Origin of the sequence: Streptomyces sp. NBC_00096 (assembly GCF_045041305.1) — a bacterium.
Classification (GTDB): Bacteria; Actinomycetota; Actinomycetes; order Streptomycetales; family Streptomycetaceae; genus Streptomyces.
Genome location: NZ_CP108221.1, coordinates 3504371 through 3527427, shown reverse-complemented (window position 1 = coordinate 3527427; position 23057 = coordinate 3504371). Strand labels below are relative to the sequence as shown.

The following is a 23057-nucleotide window of genomic DNA, read 5'->3' as shown; positions in this document are numbered from 1 at the left end:
AAGTAGGTGACGCGTTGTCAGTGGCGAGTGCTTTCATGGATCCGGTGCGCAGGGAGGCGCATCGCGACTGGTGGGGGGATACAGCTGTGCCCTGGATCAATGACTACTTCCGAGGAGACGGCACTCGGGTCAAAGGCCACGTCCGGCTCCCTGCCGGGGCCCGGCGGGAGACCGCGACACTCGGCCTGATCGTCGCCGGAGTGATCGTCTTCGGGAACGGAACAACATCTGCGGGGGCCGGAGCGGGCTCGGGTCAGGAGTTACCCAGGCCGCAGTCGACGGTGGTCTACCCGATCAAGTGGCCGGCGTGGGAAAACCGCCCAGCACCCCAACCCATACCGACGGTCTCCTATCCGATCGTCTTCCCCAGCACAGGGAACGGCCGGTGACCCGCCGCCCCGCTCGACGCCGGCCGAACCGAGGCAGTCGGCCGCGTAAGCAGAAGGGCTCCGACTTCCAGTTCCTCTTGGTGATCGGCCTGATCGGCATTTGGGCATCCGGCTTCCTCATGTCGGTGCAGTCCTGGTTGGCCGACCACCTTTGGGTCCTCGCTCTCCCGGTCGCAGCTCTAGCGGGCACGATCGCCATGTGGATGCACCTGCAGAAGGAGCGAGCCCGCCAGGAGGCCACTCGAGCCCAGGGGCTCCGGTACGTGGTGGAGCACCTGGACGGCCTGCACTACACCCAGTTCGAATACGCCGTGCGAGACCTACTCCGTCGAGACGGCTGCCAGGACGCAGAGCAAGTCGGTAGAGGTGGCGACCAGGGAGCCGATGTGAAGGCCACGGACCCCTTCGGTCGACGTTGGGTGATCCAATGCAAGCATCGCAAGGACGGCTGGTCCGGGTCCGCGGTCGGCACCCCCGACCTCCAACGCCTCAACGGCACAGGACGCCAGATCCACAACGGCGACGTCATCGTCATGCTCACCAACGGCCGCTTCTCTAAGCAGGCCCCCGGCTTCGCCAAGTCGCAGCGCCTCCACCTCGTCGACCGCCACCTCCTCGCCCAATGGGCCAACGGCTCACGCCCACTGTGGGAACTGCTCCGCGCCGTCCCACCGCCCCGAAACAAGAGCTCGAAATATCCGGCTGCGCAACATCGATCAGACAGAGGAACATCGTCTCCCTATGAATGAGATCCGAGTCGAGGCCGTCTACCAAGCATCAAGCGAGCCGACGGTCGGCCGTATGTGCGACATCGATATCGCCCTGGCGTCTCGGCCGCTAACGACCACAGTGGGCGCATTCGATGTTGTACTCGCGTTCCCAAAGTTCGAAGGACGACTCCCTGCCGAGGGATACCACGGATGGTTGGGGGACGAAGACGCGCCCGTGGCGCTGTGTCCGACGCACTTCACGGCACACACCGTGTTCACGCTTCCTCCCGCCCTTGATGAGCCCATCGTCCAGGCAGAGCTGAAGGCTGCCGTCGCAGCCATCAGATTCGCCGCTGCGCGCCTGTCTGACGCTCTGCGGGTCGAACAACCGAGCGTGGGCATGGTTGGTCATATACCGAAGGTTCTCTCCCTCACGGCAACAAACATCACCCAGGGCCTCCCGCTGACAGTGCCTGAACCCCTCAACCCGGGCTACCCCATTGTCCGAGGGCTGCCTGTCCTGACCGCCGACATCGCAATGAGCGCACTGCGCGACGGGCTGCCGCCTGCACGAGCGCTACTCTCGCAGGCGAGATACCTCACGCAGTCGACCAACAGCCCACAGCCAGGGACTGCGATTCTGCTGGCTGCCGTGGCGGCCGAGACCTACGCCAAAGAGTCACTCAAGTCCCGTCGGCCTCCCGGCTCCACACCCAGCGTCCGGTCGCTCCAACAGATACACGGCACCGCCGTTGATCTGTACGGTCCGATCGCAAAAGTGGTGATCGGGCGGTCGCTCGAGCAGGACGATCCAGCTCTCTGGTCAAGCCTCGGAGAGCTCTTCCGGGCTCGGAACAAGATGGCGCACCAGTTGACGACGCCCACACATCCTGATGCAAGGCAGTTGGTCATCGCTGCGATGAGGGCCATGGACTGGATCGGCTAGGGCGCGTACTCGCCGATCGGCAGGCCCGCGCACTAGCCGTGATTGGCACCCGCGAAGCCATGGTTAAGCCCGGTGCAGCCGGACAGGCATCGGTCACAGTTGAGCTGTACTCCGGGGCGGAACTCTGGGCCCAAGGCGGCGCTTAGTTCCGCCGTCGTCCCCGCCGGGACACTGGTGAACCTGGTGACCAGCTGCCGCGGGTTGGCCACGATGGCCACGGCCGTTATTTCGGCCTTGGTGATGACGCTCAAGCACTCTCGGCCGTCGTACATCTCGCCGGGCAGGTGATCGCAGTCCTCCGGGTCGAGGTTGCAGATCGAACACTCGGACTCCAGCACTCGGATCTCAGGGCTCAGGCCCACTCGCAGATGGGCGAGATCCACCGGACACTCGCGGTAGTAGGCGCCGTCGCGGTAGGGCAACGTGCAGGATTCGGAGTAGTAACGCCGGAGAAGGGTTCCGACCTCATCAACAAGTTCATGGGCTGACTCGAAGAGGGCTGGATCGCGAAATTCTGCGCGATCCATTGCCTCCCGGAGCTGGCCACGCAACCCGAGCAGGGTCGCTTTCGCTGCTGCATCGGGATGTTGAACTGTCCGCACGCTGCGCAGGGCGGCGACGCAGCGCTCGTACAGTTCCCACTCAGTCCTCGGAGAGCCGGCCATGCTCGTTCTCTCCACGCCAGTCGATCTCCTCGATCGCCTTCAGGACGGCCTCGGGCGGTCCGTCGAGCCGCAGGTGGGTCCGGTCGCCTTCCCTGATGACCTCAAGGTGCAGAATTGCCGACGTAGGAGTGACCTCGTCGGCGGCTGGCGTGTTGGCTCCGTCCTGTCGCCTCACGATGTAGCGGGTGACCATCGCAGTCACTGCTGCGACGACCAGGTCCTTGCCTACATCCGTGGCGAACTCGATGACGGGCAGCCAGATGTCGGCCGAGTCGTGTGTGTGGTAATCCCGCTCCGGCTTAGCGTCCTCGAACTCGACGGTCACCCCGGCAGCCCGAAGGACCTTGGCCACGGTGATTGCCTCGTACGGGTAGTTCCCCCGGTCGCCCTGGCGGGGCACGCCCGGAAGCCCCGAGATCCCGCGCCTGATCAGTACATTGGCCATGATGAGCCCTCCCATGATCATTGCTGACAGTCATTCTGTCATAGCGCTGGGTGGCCATGGCTTGCGGCTGATTGGCGGCAGGTCGCGCCCAGGGCGTATGTCGAGCCGTGATCAATGTGCGGTACGTAGCTCCGGGGACGGTCTGGTTCGATGGCCGTCTTACGTGACGTCGGCCTCACCCGGACCGCCTGGTGATACGACTCGATAGGCAGCCTGGACCCCCCTGCCTACTCATCGGCACGAGTGGGCAGAGGGCTCGTACACCTGGCCCACTCGATGCCGCAAGGCTGCTGCAGTCTTGCGGCACCGAATGAAGACAGAGGCGACGCTCCATATGCGGTGAGGACACCCGCCTGGTAGAGCGACAAGTGCCGCCCTACCCAACCGTGTCAGACGGCCTTCGTTGCATTGGCCTTGCCAACCCCAGTACCTCTCTGGCGAGCATCTCGAACCTTCGCATCGATGCCCCCGGCGACCTCCTGCTGACGCTCGTCGTCGGAGTGCTGGTAGATCATCGCGGCCTTCTCCGAGGACTGGCCGGCGCGGACCATCGTGTCCTTGAGAGTCGCGCCGGACTGCGTGGAGAGGGTGTGGCCCGTGTGGCGCAGGTCGTAGAAGCGGAAATCCCTCGGCAGGCCGACCTTCGCGCGGGCCCTGGCCCACTTGCGGCCGAAGGACGTGCGCCGGAACGGTGCTCCCTTCTCCCCCACGAACAGCAGGCCGTCGGGCGCCTTCTCCGCGAACCAGTCCAGGTGCCGCTTGACCTCCATGTAGAGGAAGGCCGGCAGGTGGATCGTCCGGACACCCGCCGCGGACTTGGTGTCGCCCTCGACGCGGCGGCCGGTGTTCAGCTCCGGGGCTGCCTCCGTGATCCGTACGGCGAGGGGATCCAGGGTGACCGAGGTCCGGCGCAGGGCCGCCTGCTCCTCCGGGCGCATCGGGCCGTAGGCGCAGAAGTAGACCATCAGCCGCCAGCGCGGGCCCATCGCCTCTGCGAGGGCGTCGACCTGGGCAACGGTCGCGGTCGCGCGCTCCTTGGCCTGCTCGCTTCCCGCACCCCTGATGCGGCACGGGTTGCGGCGGATCAGCTCGTCGTCGGTCGCCGTCTCCATGATGGCCTTCAGCAGCCGGTAGGACTTGGCGACCGTCGTGGCGCCAGTGGCGGTCAGGCGCTCGGCCCGCCAGGTGCGCACGGTCGGCGGGGTGATCTCGTCCAGGTCGAGATCGCCGAAGCCCGGGAGAACGTGCAGACGTAGGAGCCGGCGGTACAGCTCGTCCGTGGTCGCAGCCAGGCCCCGCTCGTCCACCCACTTCAGCGCGTACGCCTCGAAGTTGACCTTGCCCACGTCGGGGTCGGTCCAGTGGTTGCGCTGGATGTCGGCCTTGGTGAGGGTGAGCCAGTCCTGCGCGTCGGTCTTCGTCGCGAAGGTCTCCGGGGCCGTGCGGCGGCTGCCGTCGGGGGCCCAGTAGCGCGCCTGCCAACGGCCGGACGGGAGCTGGCGGGTGGTGCCGAATTCGCGCCGCCGCTGCGGCTTGCGGGCCGCCATCAGGCCGCCTTCCCGAAGCGGGAACGGGCGTCGCGGAGGGTGGGGACGGTGCTCGCGTCGATGTACGCGGCGAGAACGCTGTCGGCGATACGGACGTGCTTACCGAACTTGGCGTAGCCGATGCGGCGTTCCTGGATGAGGCGCCGGATGAAGCGCACGCCGGTGCCGAGGCGCTCGGCGGCCTGCTCCACGGTGAGGAAGGTGTCGGGGGTGGTCACCTCCTTCGCGGTGCGCGGGCGCTGGACGGAGGTGTGGGGTATCGCCTGGTGGCGCAAGCAGTGCTCCGGTCTCTGGCCGAGCTGTGCGGGGGCGGCAACCCCCTGAGCCGGCCGGTGTGTCGTTCAGGGATGGGATGGGCGGTACTGCGGCTGCCAGCTGGGGGTTTGCGGGCCCAGGGCAGCGAGGTGAGGCGGGGTGCGGCTACGCGCCGGGAGGCTGTCCGTACCGCTCCGTGTTGATCTTCATCGCCTCGGCGGCGATGGCGTTGGAGACCATCGCGTCGGCCTCGGTGGCGATCTCGGGGTGGTCGGCCAGGTAGGCCGCGAGGTCGTCCCGCGCCTGGGCGGCTTCGGCGCCGGCGCGGAAGGAGGCCCGATAGGTGGCCACCACGTTGTCGATCAGCTCCATGGCTCGGCCCATGGCCGCCAGGCTCGGCGGCCCGACGAAGTTGCTGAGCGGGACGCCGAAAATCTCAGCGAAGCCGATGGCTTCGTCGAGGTTGATCCGGCGCTTGCGGTTCTCGATGCGCCAGACCGCGGACGGGTTCATGTCGAAGCCCGCCTCGTTGAGCAGGTCGGACAGCGCGGTGGTGCTCCAACCGCGCCTCTCCCGTTCCAGCTTGATGCGCACGGCGGCGTTCTCCTCGCCACTGAGCAGCACCCCCTCGGGGGCGTCGCTCTCGTCCTGCGGCATCACCCCTCCCTTCTGTCGCTGCATCGGCCACGGTTTTGCGGCATGCCAAAACCATACATCATCCTCTGCGGTTCGCATAGACCTCTGCCAACCGCATAATATGTGGTACAGTTCGATCACCCCCAGAAGACCGCAGCGATCCCCTGGAGTCCGCGACCCCCTACCCAGACATGCAAAAAGCCCCCCGGTGGTCCAACACCGAGGGGCCCAAAGCGCAAACCTCACGCCGCCCATCCCTGAACGACTGACCTGCGAGGCCGGGATTGCCGTCCCATGTGGCCCGCACGTAGAGGAGCTTCTTGTCCAGTATGGACGACCCCCTGCCGAACCCGCCACACCTCGCCGCGATGGACATGACCGCCGTGCCGCCGTACGACGCGGACGCGGAGGCTGCTGTCCTGGGCGCCTGCATGCAGGGCGCCGACGTCATCGACGCCGTCCGCAACCTGCTCGACGGGCCCGACTTCTATCGCCCGGCCCACGAGACGGTCTGGCGCACCATCCTCTCCCTGCGCAGCGAAGACCTGCCGACGGACCCCATCGTCCTCGGCAACCGGCTCCAGGAACAGGGTGACCTGAACCGGGTCGGCGGCAAGGTCTACATGCACCAGCTGTACGGCGCCACGCCAGCGGTGGACGCTGCGCTCCACTACGCGGGCATCGTCCGCCAGAAGGCCGACCTGCGTCGCCTGCTCGCCTCCGGCATCCGTACGGTGCAGCGCGCGATGGAGCCGGGCGCCGACCCTGATGCCATCCGCAGCGAGGTCGAGTCCGAGGTCCGGGCCGAGCGCGAGCGGGCCTTGGCCTCCGGTCAGGGGCGGCTGTCGCGCTACATCACCGACGGCTGGCGGTTCCTCACCGAGACCGGCGCCGACAAGGAACCCTTGTGGGGAACCCGCGAACAGACGGCCTGGGCTTCCGGCGAGAGCCTGATGATCGTCGGAGCTCCGGGCGTCGGGAAGACGACGCTCGCGCATCAGCTGATCTTCGCCCGCCTCGGCCTGACCGACAGCGTCCTCGACATGCCGGTCGCCCAGGGCAAGCGCGTGCTCTACCTCGCGATGGACCGGCCCAAGCAGATCGCGCAGGCCATGGCCCGCCGGATCAGGCCCGAGCACGAGTCCCGCATGCGGGACGGGCTCGCCGTCTGGCAGGGGCCACTGCCCGCGACCCTGGACAAGGAACCGGACCTCCTCGCCGACCTCGCCGCCGCCCACCAGGCCGACACCATCGTGATCGACAGCCTGAAGGACGCGATGAGCACCCTGGTCGACGACGCCCTCGCGGTCGCGTACAACAACGCCCGCCAGCGAGCCATACGCAACGGCGTTGAGGTTATGGAGCTCCATCACCAACGCAAGGGCAGCGAGGGCACGCCGCGCGCCCAGCGGCCGTCGCTGGACCGCGTCTACGGCTCCACCTGGCTGACGTCAGGTGCGGGCACTGTCCTGTTCGTGTCCGGAGAGGCCGGCGACCTCGCCGTCACCATCCACCAGGTCAAGTGCTCCACGGGCGAGATCGGCCCCCTCCAGGTGATCCACGACCACGAGCGCGGCACCTCCCAGGTCGACCCCGCGCTGGATCCCGCCGAGATGCTCCGCAAGCGTCCCGACGGGCTGACCGTCCGCGAACTCGCCGTCATCCAGAGCGGCGAGAACAACCCGGACCGCGCCGCCACCGAGAAGGCCAGGCGGATCCTCGACCGCCTCGTGAAGAACGGCCTGGCGACCAAGGCCGAGGGCGCGGCAGGCGGCAACGGGGGCGGCCAGCAGGCCCGCTACCGGACCTCCGTCCGCCGCATCGGCGCCGTCTCCTAAGACCGCCATCGGGCGCGCGTCCGTACACGGGGGCGTACACGCGCCCTCGGGGCACAGCCCCACCCACGCCACCCCTCAGGCGTTCACGCATCGCAGAAAACCGCAGGTCATCCGGTCACGCACCCGTACACGCCGTACACGTGCCAGAGCGTTCACGCGCGAGCCCCCCTTTAGAAGGGGGCTCGCGTGTACGCCCCCTCCGTGCACGCCGTGATCGCCCCCCTCCAACCCCCATCAGGAGCACCCCTCTGCACACCAACCCGATACCCCGACCCACCTCTGCGGAGGCAGCCGGGCGCTACGTCCTCGCCGCCGCCGGCGCCGTGATCATCGTCCTGACCGCCGCCGGGTTCTGGCTCTCGTACGCGCACCTGGCCGAGGTCGCCGGAGCCCACGGCCTGGCCGCCTCCCCCATCCGCCAGTGGGCGTGGCCGGCCACCTTGGACGCCTTCGTCGTCATCGGCGAACTCCTGATGCTGCATGCCGGTCTTCGCCGGGAGCCGGACGGGTGGGCCATCGCGCTGACCGCCACCGGCTCGGTTGGATCCATCGTGCTCAACGTGGCCGGGGTCAGCGGCACCGGGGAGACTCCCGTCCCCGTCCTCGACTACGTGGTCGCCGCGGTCCCGCCGACTGCGGCGCTCTTGGCCTTCGGCGTGCTGATGCGGCAGATCCACCGCCTCGTCGCCACGCCTCGCTCGGAGGCGAACGCCACGGTGGCGAAGACCGAAGCGCCTCGTTCGGCAGATCCGAAGACCGTGGTCGGCCACAGCCGAACCCAGGCGGATCGAAGCGCCACCCCCGAGCCGGGAACGCTCGTCGCCGAACCCTTTCCGGACCGCCCTGCCCAGCAGCCTGCCCCGAGCGCGGCGCCCACCGAAGAGGCGGCGGGCGGTACCGAGAAGGCGGCGGCCACGAACCGGGCCAAGCAGGCCGACAGTCGGCTGCCCCGGGCTTCGATGGAGGAGGTCCTCGACATCGGCCGCACCGCCAAGCGGGGACCGAAGGGCCGCGTCTCCCGCCGCCACATCGAGGCGGCCGTCCGAGCCAAGGGCTTCTCCATCAGCCGGGTCCGTGCGGAAGAAGCCCAGCGCCTTCTGCAGGCCGAAGTCGACGAGCCGAGCAGGACCACGTCCTGACCAGCCGCATCACTGCACCTCACCCCGCACCACCTCACCCCTCTTAGGAGCACCACGTGCACGACCAGCAGACCCCTCCACCCCTCGCACCGGAGACGACCACCTCGGCCTCAGACGCAGCAAGTTGGAGGTTCGGACACTCCCCCGTCGGGGGCGCGTCCGAACCGCAGCCCGCCCCGGGGGTGGTGGGCCCCGTCCCGCGCCAGGGGGCACGGGACGGGAAGGCTGCGGCCGAGGGCGGACCGCAGCCTGCGAAGCGCCGAGGCAAGCCCCGTGCCCGCGCCAAGAAGCGACGCCCCGCACTCAGCGTCCGTCTCAGCGAAGCCGAGCGCGCACTCGTCTCCGCCGGCGCCGATGCCGTCGACATGAGCGAGGCCGGCTTCGTCGCGCACAGCGCACTCGCCGCGGCCCGCGACCTGAACCGCACCGCTGCCGTCATCGCCACCGAGCAGGACGTCCTCATCACCCTGTTCACCCTGCGCCGCCAACTCGGCTTCACCAACAACAACCTCAACCAGGCGGCCAAGGCCCTGCACCTGGGCATCGCCCCCGAAGGACTCGACGACACCATCGCCGCCGTCCGCCGCGCCGCCGAGAACATCCACCGCGTCACCGCCCGCATGACCGACCCCGAAGGAACCCAGACCGCTTGATCCCCTCCATCCACAAACAGGGCGCCAGCACCGCCGGTCTGATCGCCTACCTCTTCGGCGCCGGCCGGAGCGAAGAGCACGTCGACCCCCGCCTGGTCGCCTCCTTCGACGGCCTCGCCCCCGACCCCGGCCGTGACCTCGGCGCCACCGAAGACGATCTCCAGCAGCTCCTCGACGAACCCCTCCACCTCCTCTCCGAGGACACCCGACCGGACAAGCACGTCTGGCACGCCTCGGTCCGTGCCGCCCCCGGCGACCGCACGCTCACCGACGCCGAGTGGGCGGACATCGCCCGCCGTGTCATCGCCGCCACCGGCATCGACCCCGGCGACGGTGCGGGCTGCCGCTGGGCGGCCGTCCGCCACGCCGACGACCACATCCACCTCATCGCCACCCTCGTACGCGAAGATGGCCGCAAGCCCGACCACCACCGCTCCGGCAAGCGCGCCCAGGCGGAATGCCGCCGCATCGAGGCGGACTACGACCTTCACCGCGTGGCGCCCGGAGACGGGACCGCGGCCAAGCGCCCCACCAGCGCCGAACGCCACAAAGCCCAGCGACAGGGCCGGGACCGTACCGCCCGCGAGGAACTGCGCGAGACCGTCCGCCGCGCCGCCGCGGGTACCGGCTCGGAGGCGGAGTTCTTCGACCGCCTCGCCTCCGCCGGCCTCCTCGTCAAGCGCCGGACCGCCCCCTCCGGTGACACCCTCGGCTACACCGTCGCCCTGCCCGAGGACCGCAACAAGGACGGTGCGCCCGTCCACTACTCGGGGTCCAAGCTCACGCCCGACCTCTCCCTGCCCCGCCTCCGCGAACGCTGGACCGGTGCACCGACCCGGCCGACGCCCGCCCAGGCGAGCCGACCCGCATCCGCTCGCCGCCACGCCACGGGAGCCGTCTGGCATGCCGTTCTCCTCATCGATCACGGTGACGACGGGACCGTAGCCGCCCAGCTCGCCGCCGCCGGCGAAGTCCTCGACGCCCTCGCCAAGACCTCCGCCGCCCACACCCGCACCCAGCTGCGCCAAGCAGCGACAGCCTTCGAGCAGGCGGCCCGCTCCCACATCCGGGCCGAACGCGGCCAGGACCAGGCCCTGCGCCAGGCTGCCCGCGATCTCGTGCACAGCGGTCCGGCCCTGGGACGGGGCGAGGACGGTGCCGCGGGCGCGATGCTGATCGACATGGCCTTCTTCCTCGCCGTGGCGGCGTCCGCCTGGCACGCCAGGAAGAGCCACGCCCAACAGGCCGTCGCCGCCCTCCAGGCAGCCGACCACCTCCGGGCCGCCTACGAAGCCGCCGCGGCCCAGCCCATGGCCCTCTTCCAGCAGCGGGGCCGACACATGTCCCGACCCCTGCAGCACCAGCAAGCGGCGGCCCTGCGCCACGCAGTCCCCGAACTGGCGGATCGGATCCTGGCCGAGCCCGGCTGGCCCGCCCTAGCGGCCACCCTCGCCGACGCCCAGGCGGCAGGCCACAGCCCCGCCGACCTGCTCGCCGAAGCAACCCAGCGGCGGGAGTTGGACAGCGCCACCTCCATCAGCGACGTCCTCGTCTGGCGGCTCCGGCGCCTTGCGCAGCTTCCCGCCGACCCCAGTAGCGCGCCTGTCGGCACGGTGCGCACCGGCAGCATCCAGGCCCCGGCGTACATCGCGCAGACGACCGTCAAGCCCGCAAGTGACAACGCCCGCCGCCGCTGAGACGACCGACAGCAGGACCTCTTATATCCGACGATCCGGGATTATCGAATTCCCGGATCCTGCGGAGCATTGAAGGCACGACCAGCAATCACCCCGCAAGGAATCCCCCCATGCCCAGACCGAATTCCGCACCAGAGTCATCGCGCCCCATGGGCGGCACGAGCCTCCAGGCCTGACCCGCCGTGCCCGACTGGCCCCTCTGCCCAGGGCGCCCGACCGCCCAACTGCACCTTGCCTGCCCCCAGCGATCGGAGCGAGCGGCGGAATATAGCCGACGATCCCCGGTCAGCCAAACCGGGGAATCTCCAGACACTTGAAACAACACCCCTTCCCGCACACTTTCGAGGAGCACTCGCATGCCTGAAACCGATATCCGACCGACCGTCGTCGCCCTCCTCTGCGACTCGAACTTCAAATACCGGCGCGACACCAAGACCTGGTCCCACATAGACGGCCGCCCCTTCACCAAGGAAGAGCAGGCCGCTGCCTGGAGCGCCACCCGCTACGAGTTCGAAGAGTTCGCCGGCCAGCACACTCGGTACATGGAGTACCTGCGGACCCTGGAGGAAGCCCCGGACGCACTCCAGCGGTTCCTCGCTCCGTTCATGGAGCAGCTGACGAGGAAGACCCTCGGCAACGCCGTCGAGCTCATGAGCGAAGACGAGAGGGCAGAGCTCGAACGGCTGCTTGGCCTCATGACCGAGGCCCCTCGGCCCTTCACCGCATATACCTTCTGAGCAAGGCCACCGGGGCCAACGCGACTCAGCGTTGGCCCCGGTGGCCTGTCCGCATGTCTATGGCTACGCCACGACCCCAGCCGCAAGCATGCCGGCGCCGATAGCGCCCCGCAGGACGTGGGCGATCTCCTGGGGCTTGAGGTCGATGCCGTCGAGCCCCTCCGCGGTCAGCGGGAGCTCCTCCAGCGCGTACTCGCCGCGTCCCTCGGCACTGAACTCGGGGCCGGTGCGGTCTTCGAAGGACCACGTCGCGATGCGGGCGAGGTAGAAGAGCTGACGCTCATCGTCGGACTCCATCGTGTGCAGGAGGCGGACGATGTCGGCCTTCCCCGCGATCTCCTCATGGATCTCCCGGTGGAGAGCGGCCTCCCGGGACGCGTCGCCCTCCTCGACCCCGCCACCGGGCAGCACCCAGTACACGGGGATTCCGGGCCTGGTGCGACGGATGACCAGCATCGTGTCGTTCGCAGTGACGAGGACGGCTCTGACTCGTTCGATCATTTCGCTCTGTCTCCTTGGTTGTTGACGTCTCAGTGCAGCAGCCAGCTGCCATCGACGTGGACGGACTGCCCAGCGATGAACGACGCTCAGCGATGCGTGGGGACGCTCCGCGCTGCTGCAGGGCAGCGCGCCCGGCGGTGATCCACTGAGGGCAAACACGCCGAACACACAAGCAGTTGTGCAAAAACTCGGACATCAACTAAAGTCAGGACCGCACTGGAATGCTTCGATGCGTAGTCCGACCCTAGGAGTCGTCCGCATGAGTGTGCCTCCGTCGCCATGGGCGACCGACGTGTTCGGCAATCAGGCCGCAGCCGTACGCCTCGGCGTCGGACAGGGCCTTCGGAACATGCAGGCCAACGCACAGGCCGCACAGGAACAAGGCGGATCCCGCACCACCCGCGCCTACGGCACTAGCCGGTACGAGAACCAGTACGAGCGACTGCAGGACGAACTCAAGGACCTGCCCGGAGCCCGCTCGGTCCAGCCCTTCGGCTTCCCCTACGAACTGATGCTCATCGGCAACGGACTGCTCTACCCGTTCCGGTACGCCAGGACCAAGTCCGACGTACGCAGCGCGCGCATCCCCAACGAGACGCGGCTGGTGAAGGAGCTCTTCACCTTCGCGCCGTCGCCGAAGCACACCCAGGACCCGCTCGACTTCGACTTCGGAACGGCTGTCCCGGTCATTGAACCGCGTGGCGCCCTGGCTACCGTCCCGCCAGACACCCAACTGATCCTGGTGCCCTTCGCCTGCAACGCCTCCGAACTGCTCGAGGCCTACTGGGGTATCGCGGCTCTCGGAATCGACCAACGGCTGGAGTGGACCACCGATCCCGAGCCGCTCCACCTGCCGCAGGAGGTCACCTCGTACACCTCGCGGCCGATCTTCCTCCCGGCCCAGGCGACGGCGCACACCAGCTTCGCCGACGGAACCGAACCCACCCTTACGCTGTCCTCTCGTACCGCCTCGGACCGGGCTCTGCACGTGCCCGGTCGGACCGAGGCAGAACCCGTCGAGGACCAGACCAGCGAAGACGATGCGACTCACTAAGCAAGACCTGATTCCCGGTACGGAAGAACGAGGCGCCACGCCGCGTGCCATCTCCGACGGCTTCGACCCCACCCGGCTGACGCAAGCCCGTCGGCTGGCGGAGATGACGAAGAAGGACGTGGCCGCACAGCTCGGAGTGACGCCCGCCGCGGTGGGTCAGTACGAGACGGGGGTCTCCAAGCCTCGGCCCGACCTGATTCCCCGTCTCGCGGAGATCCTCGGGGTTCCGGTGACGTTCTTCCTGCTGGGACGACCGGCCAACCGGCTCGACGCCTCCATGGCGCACTTCCGAAGCCTGCGCAGCACACCGAAGGCCCAGCGAGAGCGCGCTCTCGCCTTCGCCGAGCAGGTCTGGGAGCTCACGTACGCGCTCGAACAGCGGATCCAGTTGCCTCTCGTCGATCTGCCCGGCTTCGCCGGCGGGGAGGTCCACCCCGGCGAGGAGCTGTCCACCGATCCAGCGTCCGCCGCCCGCGAGCTGCGCAGGCGCTGGGGTCTCGGCGACGGCCCTGTCACACACCTGGTGCGCCGGATGGAGTCGCACGGCATCGTGGTGGTGATGCCACCAGCCAGTGATCCTTCCGCTGCGAGCGTGGACGCGTTCTCCACCCGGGCCGCGCGGCCACTCGTCGTTCTGACCGCCAACCGGGCGGACGACATCTACCGGCACCGGTTCACTGCCGCGCATGAACTGGGCCACCTGGTGCTTCACGGCGATGCCACCGGCGACAGCCGCCAGGAGAAAGAGGCCGACGCGTTCGCAGCCGAGTTCCTGACACCTCAGGCCAGCATCCTGCCCCTGTTGCCCAGGCGGATGGATATCGCACGACTGGCGGAGCTGAGGGGAGTCTGGGGGGTATCCCTCCAGTCGCTCGTCTACCGATGCCGCGAGCTGGGACTGATCTCCGACGCCACCGCCAGCAGGACGTACCAGCGCCTGCGCGCTCTCGACGGCCAGCCCGGCTTCACGCCAGAGTCGGTCTCGAACTTCTCCGGTGAGCAGCCTTCGCTGCTCGGTCAGGCCTTCGACCTGGCGTCCAAGGAAACGAATCTCTCGGTGTCCGAGCTGGCGCATGAACTGGCTTGGACCAACAGGCGGGTTCGAGATCTACTCGGCGTCCAGGAACAACGGCCCGTACTCCACCTCGTCCAGTAAGGCGAAGGCTCCGACTACCAACACAGTCCACGCCGACCGCGAGGCATCTCAAGGGCGTTCGACCTCGGTGCGGATTGCTGGGGCCAGGAGTTCGACCGCCTCCAGCCAGGGGAAGCGGTCGGCACCTCCGCCAGACTTGGGAGGGTGGGGCTGGTAGCTGCTGACCAGGACGCCCATCTCGCGGAGCTCGGCCAGGCTTCTCTGGTACGCCCGGTGAGCGGCGAGGGCGCTGTTCACGTACGGGAGGACCACGGTCGGGACTCCCATGCCGGTGGCCTCGCACAGGATGCCGAGGGCGAGGTTGTCCGCGAATCCGGCCGCCCACTTGTTGACCGTGTTGAAGGTGGCCGGCGCGACGGCGATGGCGTCGGCCGGCGGGAACGGCCGCGCCTCGCCGGGTGAGCGCCACGCCGAGCGGATCGGGTACCCGGTCTGGGCCTCGACAGCCGCGGCGTCCAGGAAGCCGAGCCCCTGGGGTGTTGCGACCACACCCACGTCCCAGCCCCGCTCCTGTGCGGCGCTGATCAGTCTGCCGACATCGTCAGCCACCCCGGCTGCGCACACGACGACGTACAGGAAGGGCTTGCGCTGCGGCTCGGTCACGCGGGTACTCCCAGTCGACGGCTGAAGTGGTGGAGCTCTGGCAGCGTACGACGGCGGTCCCGGGCGGCCATGTCGGCGACCAGTTCGCGGACAGCGGGACGGCGTACATCCTGGGCGGCGCAGGTCTCGGCGATCCGCAGGGCCTGATAGCCGTCGGCGAGACGACCCTGCTGGGCGTAGGCCCGGGCGGTCTCGATCCAGAGGGCGGCTCGGCGCTCGGGTACCGGGATGTGGCGGCGCATGAGCGGGCGGGCCGCGTCGAGGGCGATGCCGGCGTCACCGAAGGACACGGCGGCGCTGATCTGGTGCAGCGTGACGTTGGTCGGGCTGAAGTTGGCCCACACGTCCGGCTGGTCCAGAGCGATGTACTGGGCGACCTCTTTCGCTTCGGCGACGAACTCGCTGGTCGCGGCTCGGTCGCCGGCGCGGCTCGCGGCCGTGACTCCGCGAAGCAGGAGCAGGCCGAGGACGGCGAGATGGTGCGGGGAACGGCGGTCGTACGAGCCGGTGAGCTGGGAAGCGGTGTGCTGGATCAGCGTGACCGCCTGGCGAGCATGCTGCTCACGCACCAGGACGTGCGCCTGAAGCCGGACGCTGGCGGCGAGGACCAGCGGGTCGCCGAACCGCTCCGCCTCGGCCATGGCCCGGCCGACGGCGAGCCACGCCATACCCGCGTCTCCCCGCTTGAGGAAGAGGCTGGCCGAGGTCTGGTAGGCGGTAGCCAGGAAGCGGGACACCTCCTCGGGCTGGCTTGAGCTGAGGGCCGCTTGGCGCAGATCCGTGATCAGGCCGGGAAGCGTTCGCTCCAGCTCCGCGTAGTCGCACGTGGTCAGAAGCTGCCGCACGTTCATGGCTCGCTGCCGAAGCTGTTCCGCGCAGGGTGACTCCGTCGTCGAAGCCGCCAGCACGCCGGGAAGCAGAGCCTGGACCAGGGCCGGATGCGCCGCCGCCACGGGTACGGGGGTAGCGAGCATGGTGACACTGGCGGCAAGCAGGGTACGGCGGCGCAGCATGTCCTCTGTCTCCGGATCGTCGGGCTCGGCTTCCAAGGCGGTCTCCACCAGCCCGAGGTGGGCCGGCGGGATCCGCAGGACACGGGCGACTTCACGGAGGACTCGGATGTCCTCGGTTCCGCGCCCGCCCTCCAGGCGGCTGATCTTCGACTGGTGGTAGCCCAGATCGGCGGCCACGTCCGCTTGTGAGCGGCCCCGTAAGACCCGCGCTTGGCGGAGCAGCTCACCGATGCGGTGTGCCTCGCCCTGTGTGTCGGCCATCTGCGCCACAGCCCCTTCTGCCGAGACCGATCCTGCCTGCTCAACCGAGCCTAGCGGCAGGGAACTTGCCCGCCATGCACAACGTGCATAAGCGATGCAGCGCCCGCACAGGACATCGCGGAGCCCGCCCACGAACCGGTTGCCTGGTGGAACCGCACCCCTCCAGGAGGAGTTGATCGTGGCACTCACCCAAGCCTCTGCATCGAACCCCGAGGTGATCGCCGTACGCCCTGGGAGCCCTCTGTCCGGCTCCGTCAGCGTCGACGGCTCCAAGAACGCCGCCCTGCCGATGCTGGCCGCAGCGGCGGCCGTGCGACGGACGGTTCAGCTGGACAACGTCCCGGCCAGCGCCGACGTCCAGTCCATGCTGGCACTGCTCCAGGGAGCCGGCTGGCATGTCGCTCAGGCCGTCGGGCAGCAGGGCAGCCTGCTGGTCATGGCACCGGAGACCGCACCCACTACTCCCGATCTGGGCCGTGCCGCGGGTATCCGGGCCTCCTACTACCTGGTGCCCGCCCTCCTCGCCTTACAGGGCAGCGCCCGGCTGCCCTGGCCCGGTGGCTGCCGGATCGGGGAGCGCGGGATGGAGCTGCACTTCAAGGTGTACGAGGCGTTCGGTGACCACGTGACCGTCCAGGACGCCGGTTACATCGTCGAGGCCGGTGAACGGCGTACCGGCGTGGTCTCCCTCGCGCTGCCCTTCCGGTCGCGCGGCGCGACGATCGCCGCCGTGCTCCGTGCGGTCGTCGCCGGCCGGGCCTTGCGCCTGGGCCTGCCGAACCTGTCGCCGGAAGTCCTCGCTGTGCTGGACGCCTTGGGGGCGGCGGGTTGGGAGGCCCGGGTCAGTGAGCAGGTCCTCGACTTCAGGGCAGGAGCGATCCCCGCCGAGCTCCCCGCCTGGCGCGTACCGGGCGACAAGATCGAGGCGGGGACCCTGGCCTGTGCCGTGGCCGCCACCGGGGGCAACGCGCGGATCGAGGGCATCCGCGGGCGCGACCTCGTGCCGTTGCAGGCCGCGTTCCAGCGTCTGGGCATCCCCACCTCAGTCCGAGGGGAGGCTCTCCTCGTTGACGGCGGAAACGCCCGGCCGACAGGTCAGCCCTTGCGGGCCATCGCCACCCTGTCGCCGGGCGGCCTGGACGCGGACTTCGAGCCCCCGCTGATCGCCCTCGCCCTGAGCCAGCCCGGCACACACCTGTTCGCCGACTCGATCAACCCCGGCCGACACGGCAACCTGCTTCCGCAGCTGGCCAGGCTCGGCGCCAAGATCGAGGAGATCTCGCCCACCCAGTGCCAGCTGACCGGGCCGCAGCGCCTGACCGGCGCCGGTGTCGAGGCCACGGACATCCGCACCGGATCCGCCCTGATGGTCGCCGCTCTGACCGCTCGCGGGATCACCACCCCCGGCGGCGTCGACCAGCTCCGCCGAGGCCACGCCGACCTGCCCGGCAAGCTCCTCCACCTCGGCGCCGACATCTGCGAGGTCGCCCCATGACCGCGAGCCGTTCGGTGCGCCAGATCATGGCCACCACCGACGTCCACTCCGCCCTCGGCGCGGGCGACCTGCTGCTCGGCCACCTTCACCAGTCGCGAGCGGGCAATCTCCTGGTCGACTGCGGTGACTTCTTCGAGGGCACCGGCTACTACCGGCTTGGCCAGGGCGCCCTGGAACGGGAGATCCTGCTCGGCCTGTACGACGTCATCGCGCCGGGGAACCACGGCTGGCCGCACTACTTCGAGCCGGTGCTCCACCGGCGGACCGTGTGCGCGAACACGGTCGACACTGCGAGCGGCAACTCCCTCTTCCGGCGCCTGCGCATCGTGGAGGTCGCAGGTCGGCGTACGGCCGTCACCGGGGTGATCGGTCTCCAGGCGTTCGACTCGATCCCCGTCGGCCAACGGTCCGGACACCGGGCAACGGACCCGGTGCAAGCGCTGCGCGAACTGATGCTCGCGCACCACCACGAGGTCGACTCCTGGGTGCTCCTCAGCCACTCCGGTTTCGAGGAAGACCTCAAGCTCGCCGAAGCCTGCCCCTTCCTGGACGCGATCTTCGCGGGCCACTGCCACAGCCGGCACACGAGCCCTGCCCGCGTCGGCAACACCGTCGTCCTCAAGGGCCGCGAACTCGCCGTCGGCTACGCCATCGCGGCGCCCGGTTCCGTCGGCTGGGTCGGACGTACGGCCCTGTTCCCGGACTCCGCCGAGGCCGCAGCACCGGACCTGCCGCTCGAGCTGGCCTCCTTGCGGGACCGCATGGCCACGGTCGAGGCCCAGCTGGCAGAACCCCTCGGACGGATCGCGAAGCCCTACCGGAACCACCAGCTCGACCGCCGGGCCCTCCTCCAGGCCGTCGCCGACCGGCTCCACAGCGGACTGGGCAGGGAGGCGGTCGTCCTGAACGAGACCACCGTTCGCACGACCCTGCTGGGCGAGGTCCTGACCACGGGTGACCTGCTGGCCATCGAGCCGTTCGCGAACACCCTGGTCGAGGCCCGCGTCGCGCCGGCCCACCGCCACGATCCCGAGGCCCTCGTCGCGCACCTCGCCGAACGGGTCGGCCCACTCGTCACCTCGCCCAACCCCCTTCCGGCCGGGCTGACGAGCGTGCTGACCACCGACTACCTGGCCGACAGCTGCCTCGGCGGCCGTACCCACCCCGCCGGCCTCGGCCTCGGCTCGGCGATCCGGAGCATGCTGACGAACGGAGACGACCAGTGATCCTGACCGGCCCCGAGATCACGTCCGCGTCACAGGACGGGCGGTTGCGCATCAATCCGTTCCTGCCCACCCAGGTCAACCCGAACAGCTACAACGTCCGCCTCGGACCGGTCCTTCTCACCTACACGGAGGAGGTCCTGGACTCCCATCGCCCCAATCCCACGCGCCGCATCCAGATCGGTGACGACGGGTACACGCTGCAGCCCGGCGAGCTGTACCTGGGGCACACCAAGGAGGAGGTGGGCTCCGACTGCTTCGTCCCACTGCTGTTCGGCCGTTCCTCTGTGGGCCGCCTCGGCCTCTTCGTCGAGATCACCGCACCGATCGGGGACATCGGGTTCCACGGCCAGTGGACACTGATGCTCACCCCGACCCGTCCCGTCCGTGTCTACGCCGGGATGAGGATCGGGCAGATCATGTTCTTCGTCTCCGAAGGCGCGGTGGACCTGTACGCGGGCAAGTACCAGGCGGCCTCCGGTCCCCAGTCCTCCGCCTACTGGCGCGACCTCGACGCATCGGAGGCGTCGTCGTGATCCTGACCGGACCTGCCATCGCCGCCGCCCACGCCGCGGGCCACCTCGCCATCGACCCGTACGACCCGAGTCGCCTCTCCCCCAACGCGTACGACTGGCGACTGGGAAGCACCCTCCGCGTCTGCGAGGGGGACCTCGACGCCGCCGCTCCCACCGCCTTCCGCGAGCTCGCCCTCCCCGACGACGGATACGTCCTGGAGCCCGGCCACCTCTACCTCGGCCACACCCTGGAGCGCACAGGCTCCGAGACCTACGCCCAGCTCCTCAACGGCGACCGGACCACCGGATCCCTCGGCATCTGGGTCCACGTATCGGCGCCGCTCGGGCACCAGGGCCACGCGATCCGCTGGACCCTGGAGATCCGAGCCACCCGCCCCGTACGCGTCCGGCCCGGCATGACCTTCGGCAAGCTCGTCTTCCTCCGCACCCACGGCTCCCCCGCCAGCTACCAGCAACACGGCCTCAAGTACCGCACCAGCGAGGGCATCGAGACGTCACGCCTCTACGAGGAGAACCCCGGAGGCCGTCGATGAACGCCCTCGTCGCCACCGCCCTCGACCTGCCGTACCCCAGCCCCGGCGGCAGCGTCGAACTCTTCCTCGACCTCTACACCGGCGCACAACCCGCCATCCCCGCCCGTGCCTTCATGCTCGCTCCCGACGGTCCCCGACCCCGCACGCCTGCCGGCCTCGACCTCCTCCACGCTTCGGGCAAGTCCATCAGCGGACCCGCCTTCAGCCGGTACATCACGAACCTGCGCCACGCCATGACGACCGCCATCGACCCGCGTCAGATCGGCATCCTGCACCTGCACCACCTCGCCTTCGGCGCCACCCCCGCTCTCCTGCGGGCGCTGCCCGCCCACCCGCGGATCGCGTTCGTCCACGGAACCGACCTGCTGTATGCCGAGAACCACAGCACCCAGCTCCGCGTCCTGCGCGAGGCCGCCTCCGAAGCCGACGCGATCGTCGTCCCCACCGGTGCCATGGCAGACCGCCTCCTCAAGCTCACTCCCAAGACGGACAGGCGCAAGATCGAGAAGATCCCCTGGGGCGTCCCCGACCATCTCCTCACCAGCCCACCACCCCGGCCCGCCCGGCGCCCCGCCAGCCATCTGCGAGTGCTCTTCGCCGGGCGCCTCAGCTCCGAGAAGGGGCTCGAACCCCTCCTGCAAGCCATCTCGGCCACCCCCTCGGTCGAGCTGAGCATCGCCGCCCCACGCGCCCAGTTCCACGACCTCACGCCGGTCATCCGCCACCATGGTGTCCACGTCCGCTACCTCGGCTGGTTCCGCCGGCAACAACTCTGGAAGGTCTTCGCCGACCACGACGTCCTTGCCGTGCCCTCCACCACCCTGGAGGCCATGGGGCTCGTCGCGCTCGAAGCCCAGGCCTGCGGACTCCCCGTCCTCTACCAACCCGTCCCCGGACTCAGCGAAGCCCTCTCCGGCAGCGGCCTGGCAACCGACTTCACCAACGCCACCACCGCAGCCCACGATCTCCACCGCCTGCGCACAACACCCGGCCTGCTGGAGATGCTCCGGGCATCCGGCCGCACCAACGCCGCCCGCTTCCCCCTCAGCACCACCGTCGCAGCCATCTCCGACCTCGGCCGACGGCTCGCCTGACCCCGCCTGTGGCGCAGCGGGCACTGCCCTGGCCGCGTCACTAACCTGGCCAGTGGACCACCCGCGACCCACGACGATCGGGAGACCATGACCCACACCAGCGACCGGATCGAAGAGCTCTTGCAGACCGGAGTACGCGACGAGGTCTACCCCGGCGCGGTGTGGGCGGTCGGGGACGCCAACGGCATCCAGGCCAGCGGAACCGTCGGCCTCCTCGACCCCACCCAGCCGGACGAGCCGATGCGGCTGGACACCGTCTTCGACGTGGCCAGCCTCACCAAGATCCTCGCCGTCTGGTCCACGATCGGCACTCTCGTGGACGAGGGGAAACTCCAGCTCCACGCTCCCCTGGGCACCTTCTGGGACGAAGTCGCGGGTCACCCCCTGGCCGAGGCCACGACCCATCACCTGCTCACCCACACCGCCGGGCTGCCCCTGCGTGCCAACCTCAAGAACCTCTACGGCACCGACCACCAGGACATCCGCGACGGGGTCCTCCACGAGGCCCTCCACCGCCCGCCCGGCGAAGCCGTCGAGTACACCGACCGAGCCGCCCTCATCCTCGGCTACCTCGCCGAGCACCTCGCGGGCCAGCCCCTGGACCAGCTCGCCACCGACCGGATCTGGCGCCCACTAGGCATGACTGGGACCCGCTTCGGCCCCCTCCCCGATGCTGAGGCGGCCCGCTGCGCCCCCACCGAGTACGACGACACCACCGGCACCCACCTCAAGGGCACCGCCCACGACTTCTCCGCACGCCTCCTCGGCGGCGTCTGCGGCATCGCCGGCACCTTCTCCGTCCTCGACGACCTCGCGCTCTTCCTCCGCCACCTGCTCGCCCCCGCCCAGGCCGCCTTCGGCCCCACCTGGATCAAGGACTCCCTCCGCCTCCACACCGGCGACCTCACCCCTGCCCGCGGCCTCTTCTGGCACCCCGCCCCCGGCACCGACCCCGCCGAGGACATCTGGGTCCACTACGGCTTCACCGGCACCGGCATGTGGATCAGCCCGCCCCAGAACCGCTGGGCCGTCCTTCTGACCAACAAGCTCCGCCTCAACCGCGACCGCGAGCCCCTCACGGCCGTCCGCAACGCTTTCCGGGCAACCGCCTTCAACACAAGCAATCCGCAGTAGAGGTGGGCGGGTCGAAGGCGGCCAGCTCGATCCCTCGCCTGGCGGAGCGACCGCAGAAATCACTTCCTCGTTGATGGGTCAACACCACCCGTACGAGAGGTATGCGTCGATGGGACGAGCGAAGTCCAACAAGCCGCGCCGCCCCCGACTCCCGAGGCAGGAGCGAATCATGGCTGTTCCAACCGCCGGATTGTCCTACGGCAAGCCCACCGGGTACGTCATGCCGATGATCCGTGCCGGAATGATCGAGACGCCCCGCGAAGGCCGGCCCCGCAACGAGGCTCCCGAGATTGCCGTCCTGAGTGACTGCTTCAAGCAGTTCGAGCACGAAGGTCTCCAGCGCCTGGTCATGGATCTGGCTTGCACGGCGGCCGAGGCCACGATCATGTTCTCCGAGCACAGCCCGCTCAGCCCGCTCGAACTGCTCCAGCAGTTCTCCGCCCAGCACGCCGTCGACATAGCCACTGACCGGACCCTGAAGGATGGAGACGTCGTCTGGGGATACATCCCCTCCTTGGTGCGCCCGATCTTCGAGCCGGAGGCCCGACCCGGAATGGCCGAGGTTCTGTTCGAGATCGACAGGAAGTACGGCTTCCACACGTCGATGGACTTCCTCGTCGCCCTCGCCTACTACTCGGGTGCGGCTGCCCGCCTACTGTCCGAAGCAACGAGCCGCAGCACTGACGAGGTCCTGCAGGAGCTGGAGAAACGCGCCGAACCGATCTGGGCCGGACTCGACGCGTTCGACACCCGCGACTACATGACCCGGTAGGGCGTCCGATCTGCTCTACTCGCCG

At 69.2% G+C, this 23057-nt stretch carries 24 protein-coding genes; 16 read left to right on the top strand and 8 right to left on the bottom strand.

All coding sequences use genetic code 11. From position 1 onward, the window contains the following. The first annotated feature begins 385 nt into the window (after positions 1-385). Positions 386-1138 carry a restriction endonuclease gene (locus tag OG904_RS15510; protein ID WP_399483723.1) on the top strand — a complete coding sequence of 251 codons (753 nt, stop codon included), beginning with the start codon at positions 386-388 and terminating at the stop codon, positions 1136-1138. Continuing rightward, positions 1131-2045, top strand: a complete 915-nt coding sequence (locus tag OG904_RS15505) for a hypothetical protein (protein WP_405491282.1) — start codon at positions 1131-1133, stop codon at positions 2043-2045. Before OG904_RS15510 ends, OG904_RS15505 begins: the two co-directional genes overlap by 8 nt. 32 nt (positions 2046-2077) lie before the next feature. Here the strand turns inward: OG904_RS15505 and OG904_RS15500 are convergent, their stop codons facing one another. The 5 genes from OG904_RS15500 to OG904_RS15480 form a co-directional block, all read right to left on the bottom strand. Continuing rightward, on the bottom strand, positions 2078-2725 hold the full coding sequence (locus tag OG904_RS15500) for a hypothetical protein (protein ID WP_405491280.1): 648 nt from the start codon (positions 2723-2725) through the stop codon (positions 2078-2080). Next, a complete protein-coding gene (locus tag OG904_RS15495) occupies positions 2688-3155 on the bottom strand; it encodes a hypothetical protein (RefSeq protein ID WP_390406280.1) in 468 nt (155 codons plus the stop codon). Before OG904_RS15495 ends, OG904_RS15500 begins: the two co-directional genes overlap by 38 nt. 389 nt (positions 3156-3544) lie before the next feature. Beyond that, positions 3545-4702, bottom strand: coding sequence for a tyrosine-type recombinase/integrase (locus tag OG904_RS15490; RefSeq protein WP_399483731.1), 1158 nt, complete (start codon positions 4700-4702; stop codon positions 3545-3547). Then, positions 4702-4977, bottom strand: coding sequence for an excisionase family DNA-binding protein (locus tag OG904_RS15485; protein WP_399483733.1), 276 nt, complete (start codon positions 4975-4977; stop codon positions 4702-4704). Before OG904_RS15485 ends, OG904_RS15490 begins: the two co-directional genes overlap by 1 nt. 145 nt (positions 4978-5122) lie before the next feature. Then, positions 5123-5614 carry a helix-turn-helix domain-containing protein gene (locus tag OG904_RS15480; protein ID WP_399483735.1) on the bottom strand — a complete coding sequence of 164 codons (492 nt, stop codon included), beginning with the start codon at positions 5612-5614 and terminating at the stop codon, positions 5123-5125. 308 nt (positions 5615-5922) lie between these two features. On the opposite strand from OG904_RS15480, the gene OG904_RS15475 reads away from it, so the two are divergent. From OG904_RS15475 to OG904_RS15455, 5 genes are all read left to right on the top strand, one after another. Further along, entirely contained in the window at positions 5923-7431 is a 1509-nt protein-coding gene (locus OG904_RS15475; protein WP_376508233.1) for a DnaB-like helicase N-terminal domain-containing protein, read from the top strand. A 323-nt stretch (positions 7432-7754) separates the two neighbouring features. Continuing rightward, complete coding sequence (locus OG904_RS15470; RefSeq protein WP_405491276.1) at positions 7755-8570, top strand: DUF2637 domain-containing protein; 816 nt, start codon at positions 7755-7757, stop codon at positions 8568-8570. Positions 8571-8935: 365 nt separating this feature from the next. Then, complete coding sequence (locus OG904_RS15465; RefSeq protein WP_399483737.1) at positions 8936-9223, top strand: mobilization protein; 288 nt, start codon at positions 8936-8938, stop codon at positions 9221-9223. After that, a complete protein-coding gene (locus OG904_RS15460; RefSeq protein WP_405491274.1) occupies positions 9220-10920 on the top strand; it encodes a relaxase/mobilization nuclease domain-containing protein in 1701 nt (566 codons plus the stop codon). The genes OG904_RS15465 and OG904_RS15460 overlap by 4 nt, the downstream gene beginning before the upstream one ends. Positions 10921-11276: 356 nt before the next feature. Beyond that, positions 11277-11657 (top strand): hypothetical protein, encoded by a 381-nt coding sequence (locus OG904_RS15455; RefSeq protein WP_399483741.1) that lies wholly within the window; start codon positions 11277-11279, stop codon positions 11655-11657. Positions 11658-11720: 63 nt separating this feature from the next. Here the strand turns inward: OG904_RS15455 and OG904_RS15450 are convergent, their stop codons facing one another. Further along, positions 11721-12158 (bottom strand): NUDIX domain-containing protein, encoded by a 438-nt coding sequence (locus OG904_RS15450; RefSeq protein WP_405491272.1) that lies wholly within the window; start codon positions 12156-12158, stop codon positions 11721-11723. A 259-nt stretch (positions 12159-12417) separates the two neighbouring features. Here OG904_RS15450 and OG904_RS15445 point away from each other — a divergent pair, with 259 nt between their 5' ends. Together OG904_RS15445 and OG904_RS15440 are read left to right on the top strand one after the other, a co-directional pair. Further along, on the top strand, positions 12418-13212 hold the full coding sequence (locus tag OG904_RS15445; RefSeq protein WP_399483744.1) for a hypothetical protein: 795 nt from the start codon (positions 12418-12420) through the stop codon (positions 13210-13212). Further along, the gene (locus tag OG904_RS15440; RefSeq protein ID WP_399483746.1) at positions 13199-14368 is read left to right on the top strand and encodes a helix-turn-helix domain-containing protein; all 1170 of its coding nucleotides are present in this window, start codon (positions 13199-13201) and stop codon (positions 14366-14368) included. Before OG904_RS15445 ends, OG904_RS15440 begins: the two co-directional genes overlap by 14 nt. Before the next feature lie 48 nt (positions 14369-14416). Here OG904_RS15440 and OG904_RS15435 read toward each other — a convergent pair whose 3' ends face one another. Beyond that, on the bottom strand, positions 14417-14971 hold the full coding sequence (locus tag OG904_RS15435; RefSeq protein ID WP_399483748.1) for a flavoprotein: 555 nt from the start codon (positions 14969-14971) through the stop codon (positions 14417-14419). Next, the gene (locus OG904_RS15430; protein WP_405491268.1) at positions 14968-16245 is read right to left on the bottom strand and encodes a helix-turn-helix domain-containing protein; all 1278 of its coding nucleotides are present in this window, start codon (positions 16243-16245) and stop codon (positions 14968-14970) included. The genes OG904_RS15435 and OG904_RS15430 overlap by 4 nt, the downstream gene beginning before the upstream one ends. A gap of 214 nt (positions 16246-16459) precedes the next feature. Between OG904_RS15430 and OG904_RS15425 the strand changes: the two genes are divergently transcribed. From OG904_RS15425 to OG904_RS15395, 7 genes are all read left to right on the top strand, one after another. Then, positions 16460-17740 (top strand): UDP-N-acetylglucosamine 1-carboxyvinyltransferase, encoded by a 1281-nt coding sequence (locus OG904_RS15425; protein ID WP_405498033.1) that lies wholly within the window; start codon positions 16460-16462, stop codon positions 17738-17740. Further along, positions 17737-18966, top strand: coding sequence for a metallophosphoesterase (locus tag OG904_RS15420; RefSeq protein ID WP_405491266.1), 1230 nt, complete (start codon positions 17737-17739; stop codon positions 18964-18966). Before OG904_RS15425 ends, OG904_RS15420 begins: the two co-directional genes overlap by 4 nt. Beyond that, positions 18963-19499 (top strand): dCTP deaminase, encoded by a 537-nt coding sequence (dcd, locus tag OG904_RS15415; RefSeq protein WP_405491264.1) that lies wholly within the window; start codon positions 18963-18965, stop codon positions 19497-19499. Before OG904_RS15420 ends, dcd begins: the two co-directional genes overlap by 4 nt. Further along, positions 19496-20032, top strand: a complete 537-nt coding sequence (locus OG904_RS15410) for a dCTP deaminase domain-containing protein (RefSeq protein WP_405491262.1) — start codon at positions 19496-19498, stop codon at positions 20030-20032. The genes dcd and OG904_RS15410 overlap by 4 nt, the downstream gene beginning before the upstream one ends. Next, entirely contained in the window at positions 20029-21126 is a 1098-nt protein-coding gene (locus tag OG904_RS15405; RefSeq protein WP_405491260.1) for a glycosyltransferase family 4 protein, read from the top strand. The genes OG904_RS15410 and OG904_RS15405 overlap by 4 nt, the downstream gene beginning before the upstream one ends. 87 nt (positions 21127-21213) lie before the next feature. Continuing rightward, positions 21214-22260: a serine hydrolase domain-containing protein gene (locus OG904_RS15400; protein WP_405491258.1), complete on the top strand. Its 1047-nt coding sequence runs from the start codon at positions 21214-21216 to the stop codon at positions 22258-22260. Positions 22261-22429: 169 nt separating this feature from the next. Then, on the top strand, positions 22430-23032 hold the full coding sequence (locus OG904_RS15395; RefSeq protein ID WP_405491256.1) for a hypothetical protein: 603 nt from the start codon (positions 22430-22432) through the stop codon (positions 23030-23032). Positions 23033-23057: the final 25 nt, after the last annotated feature.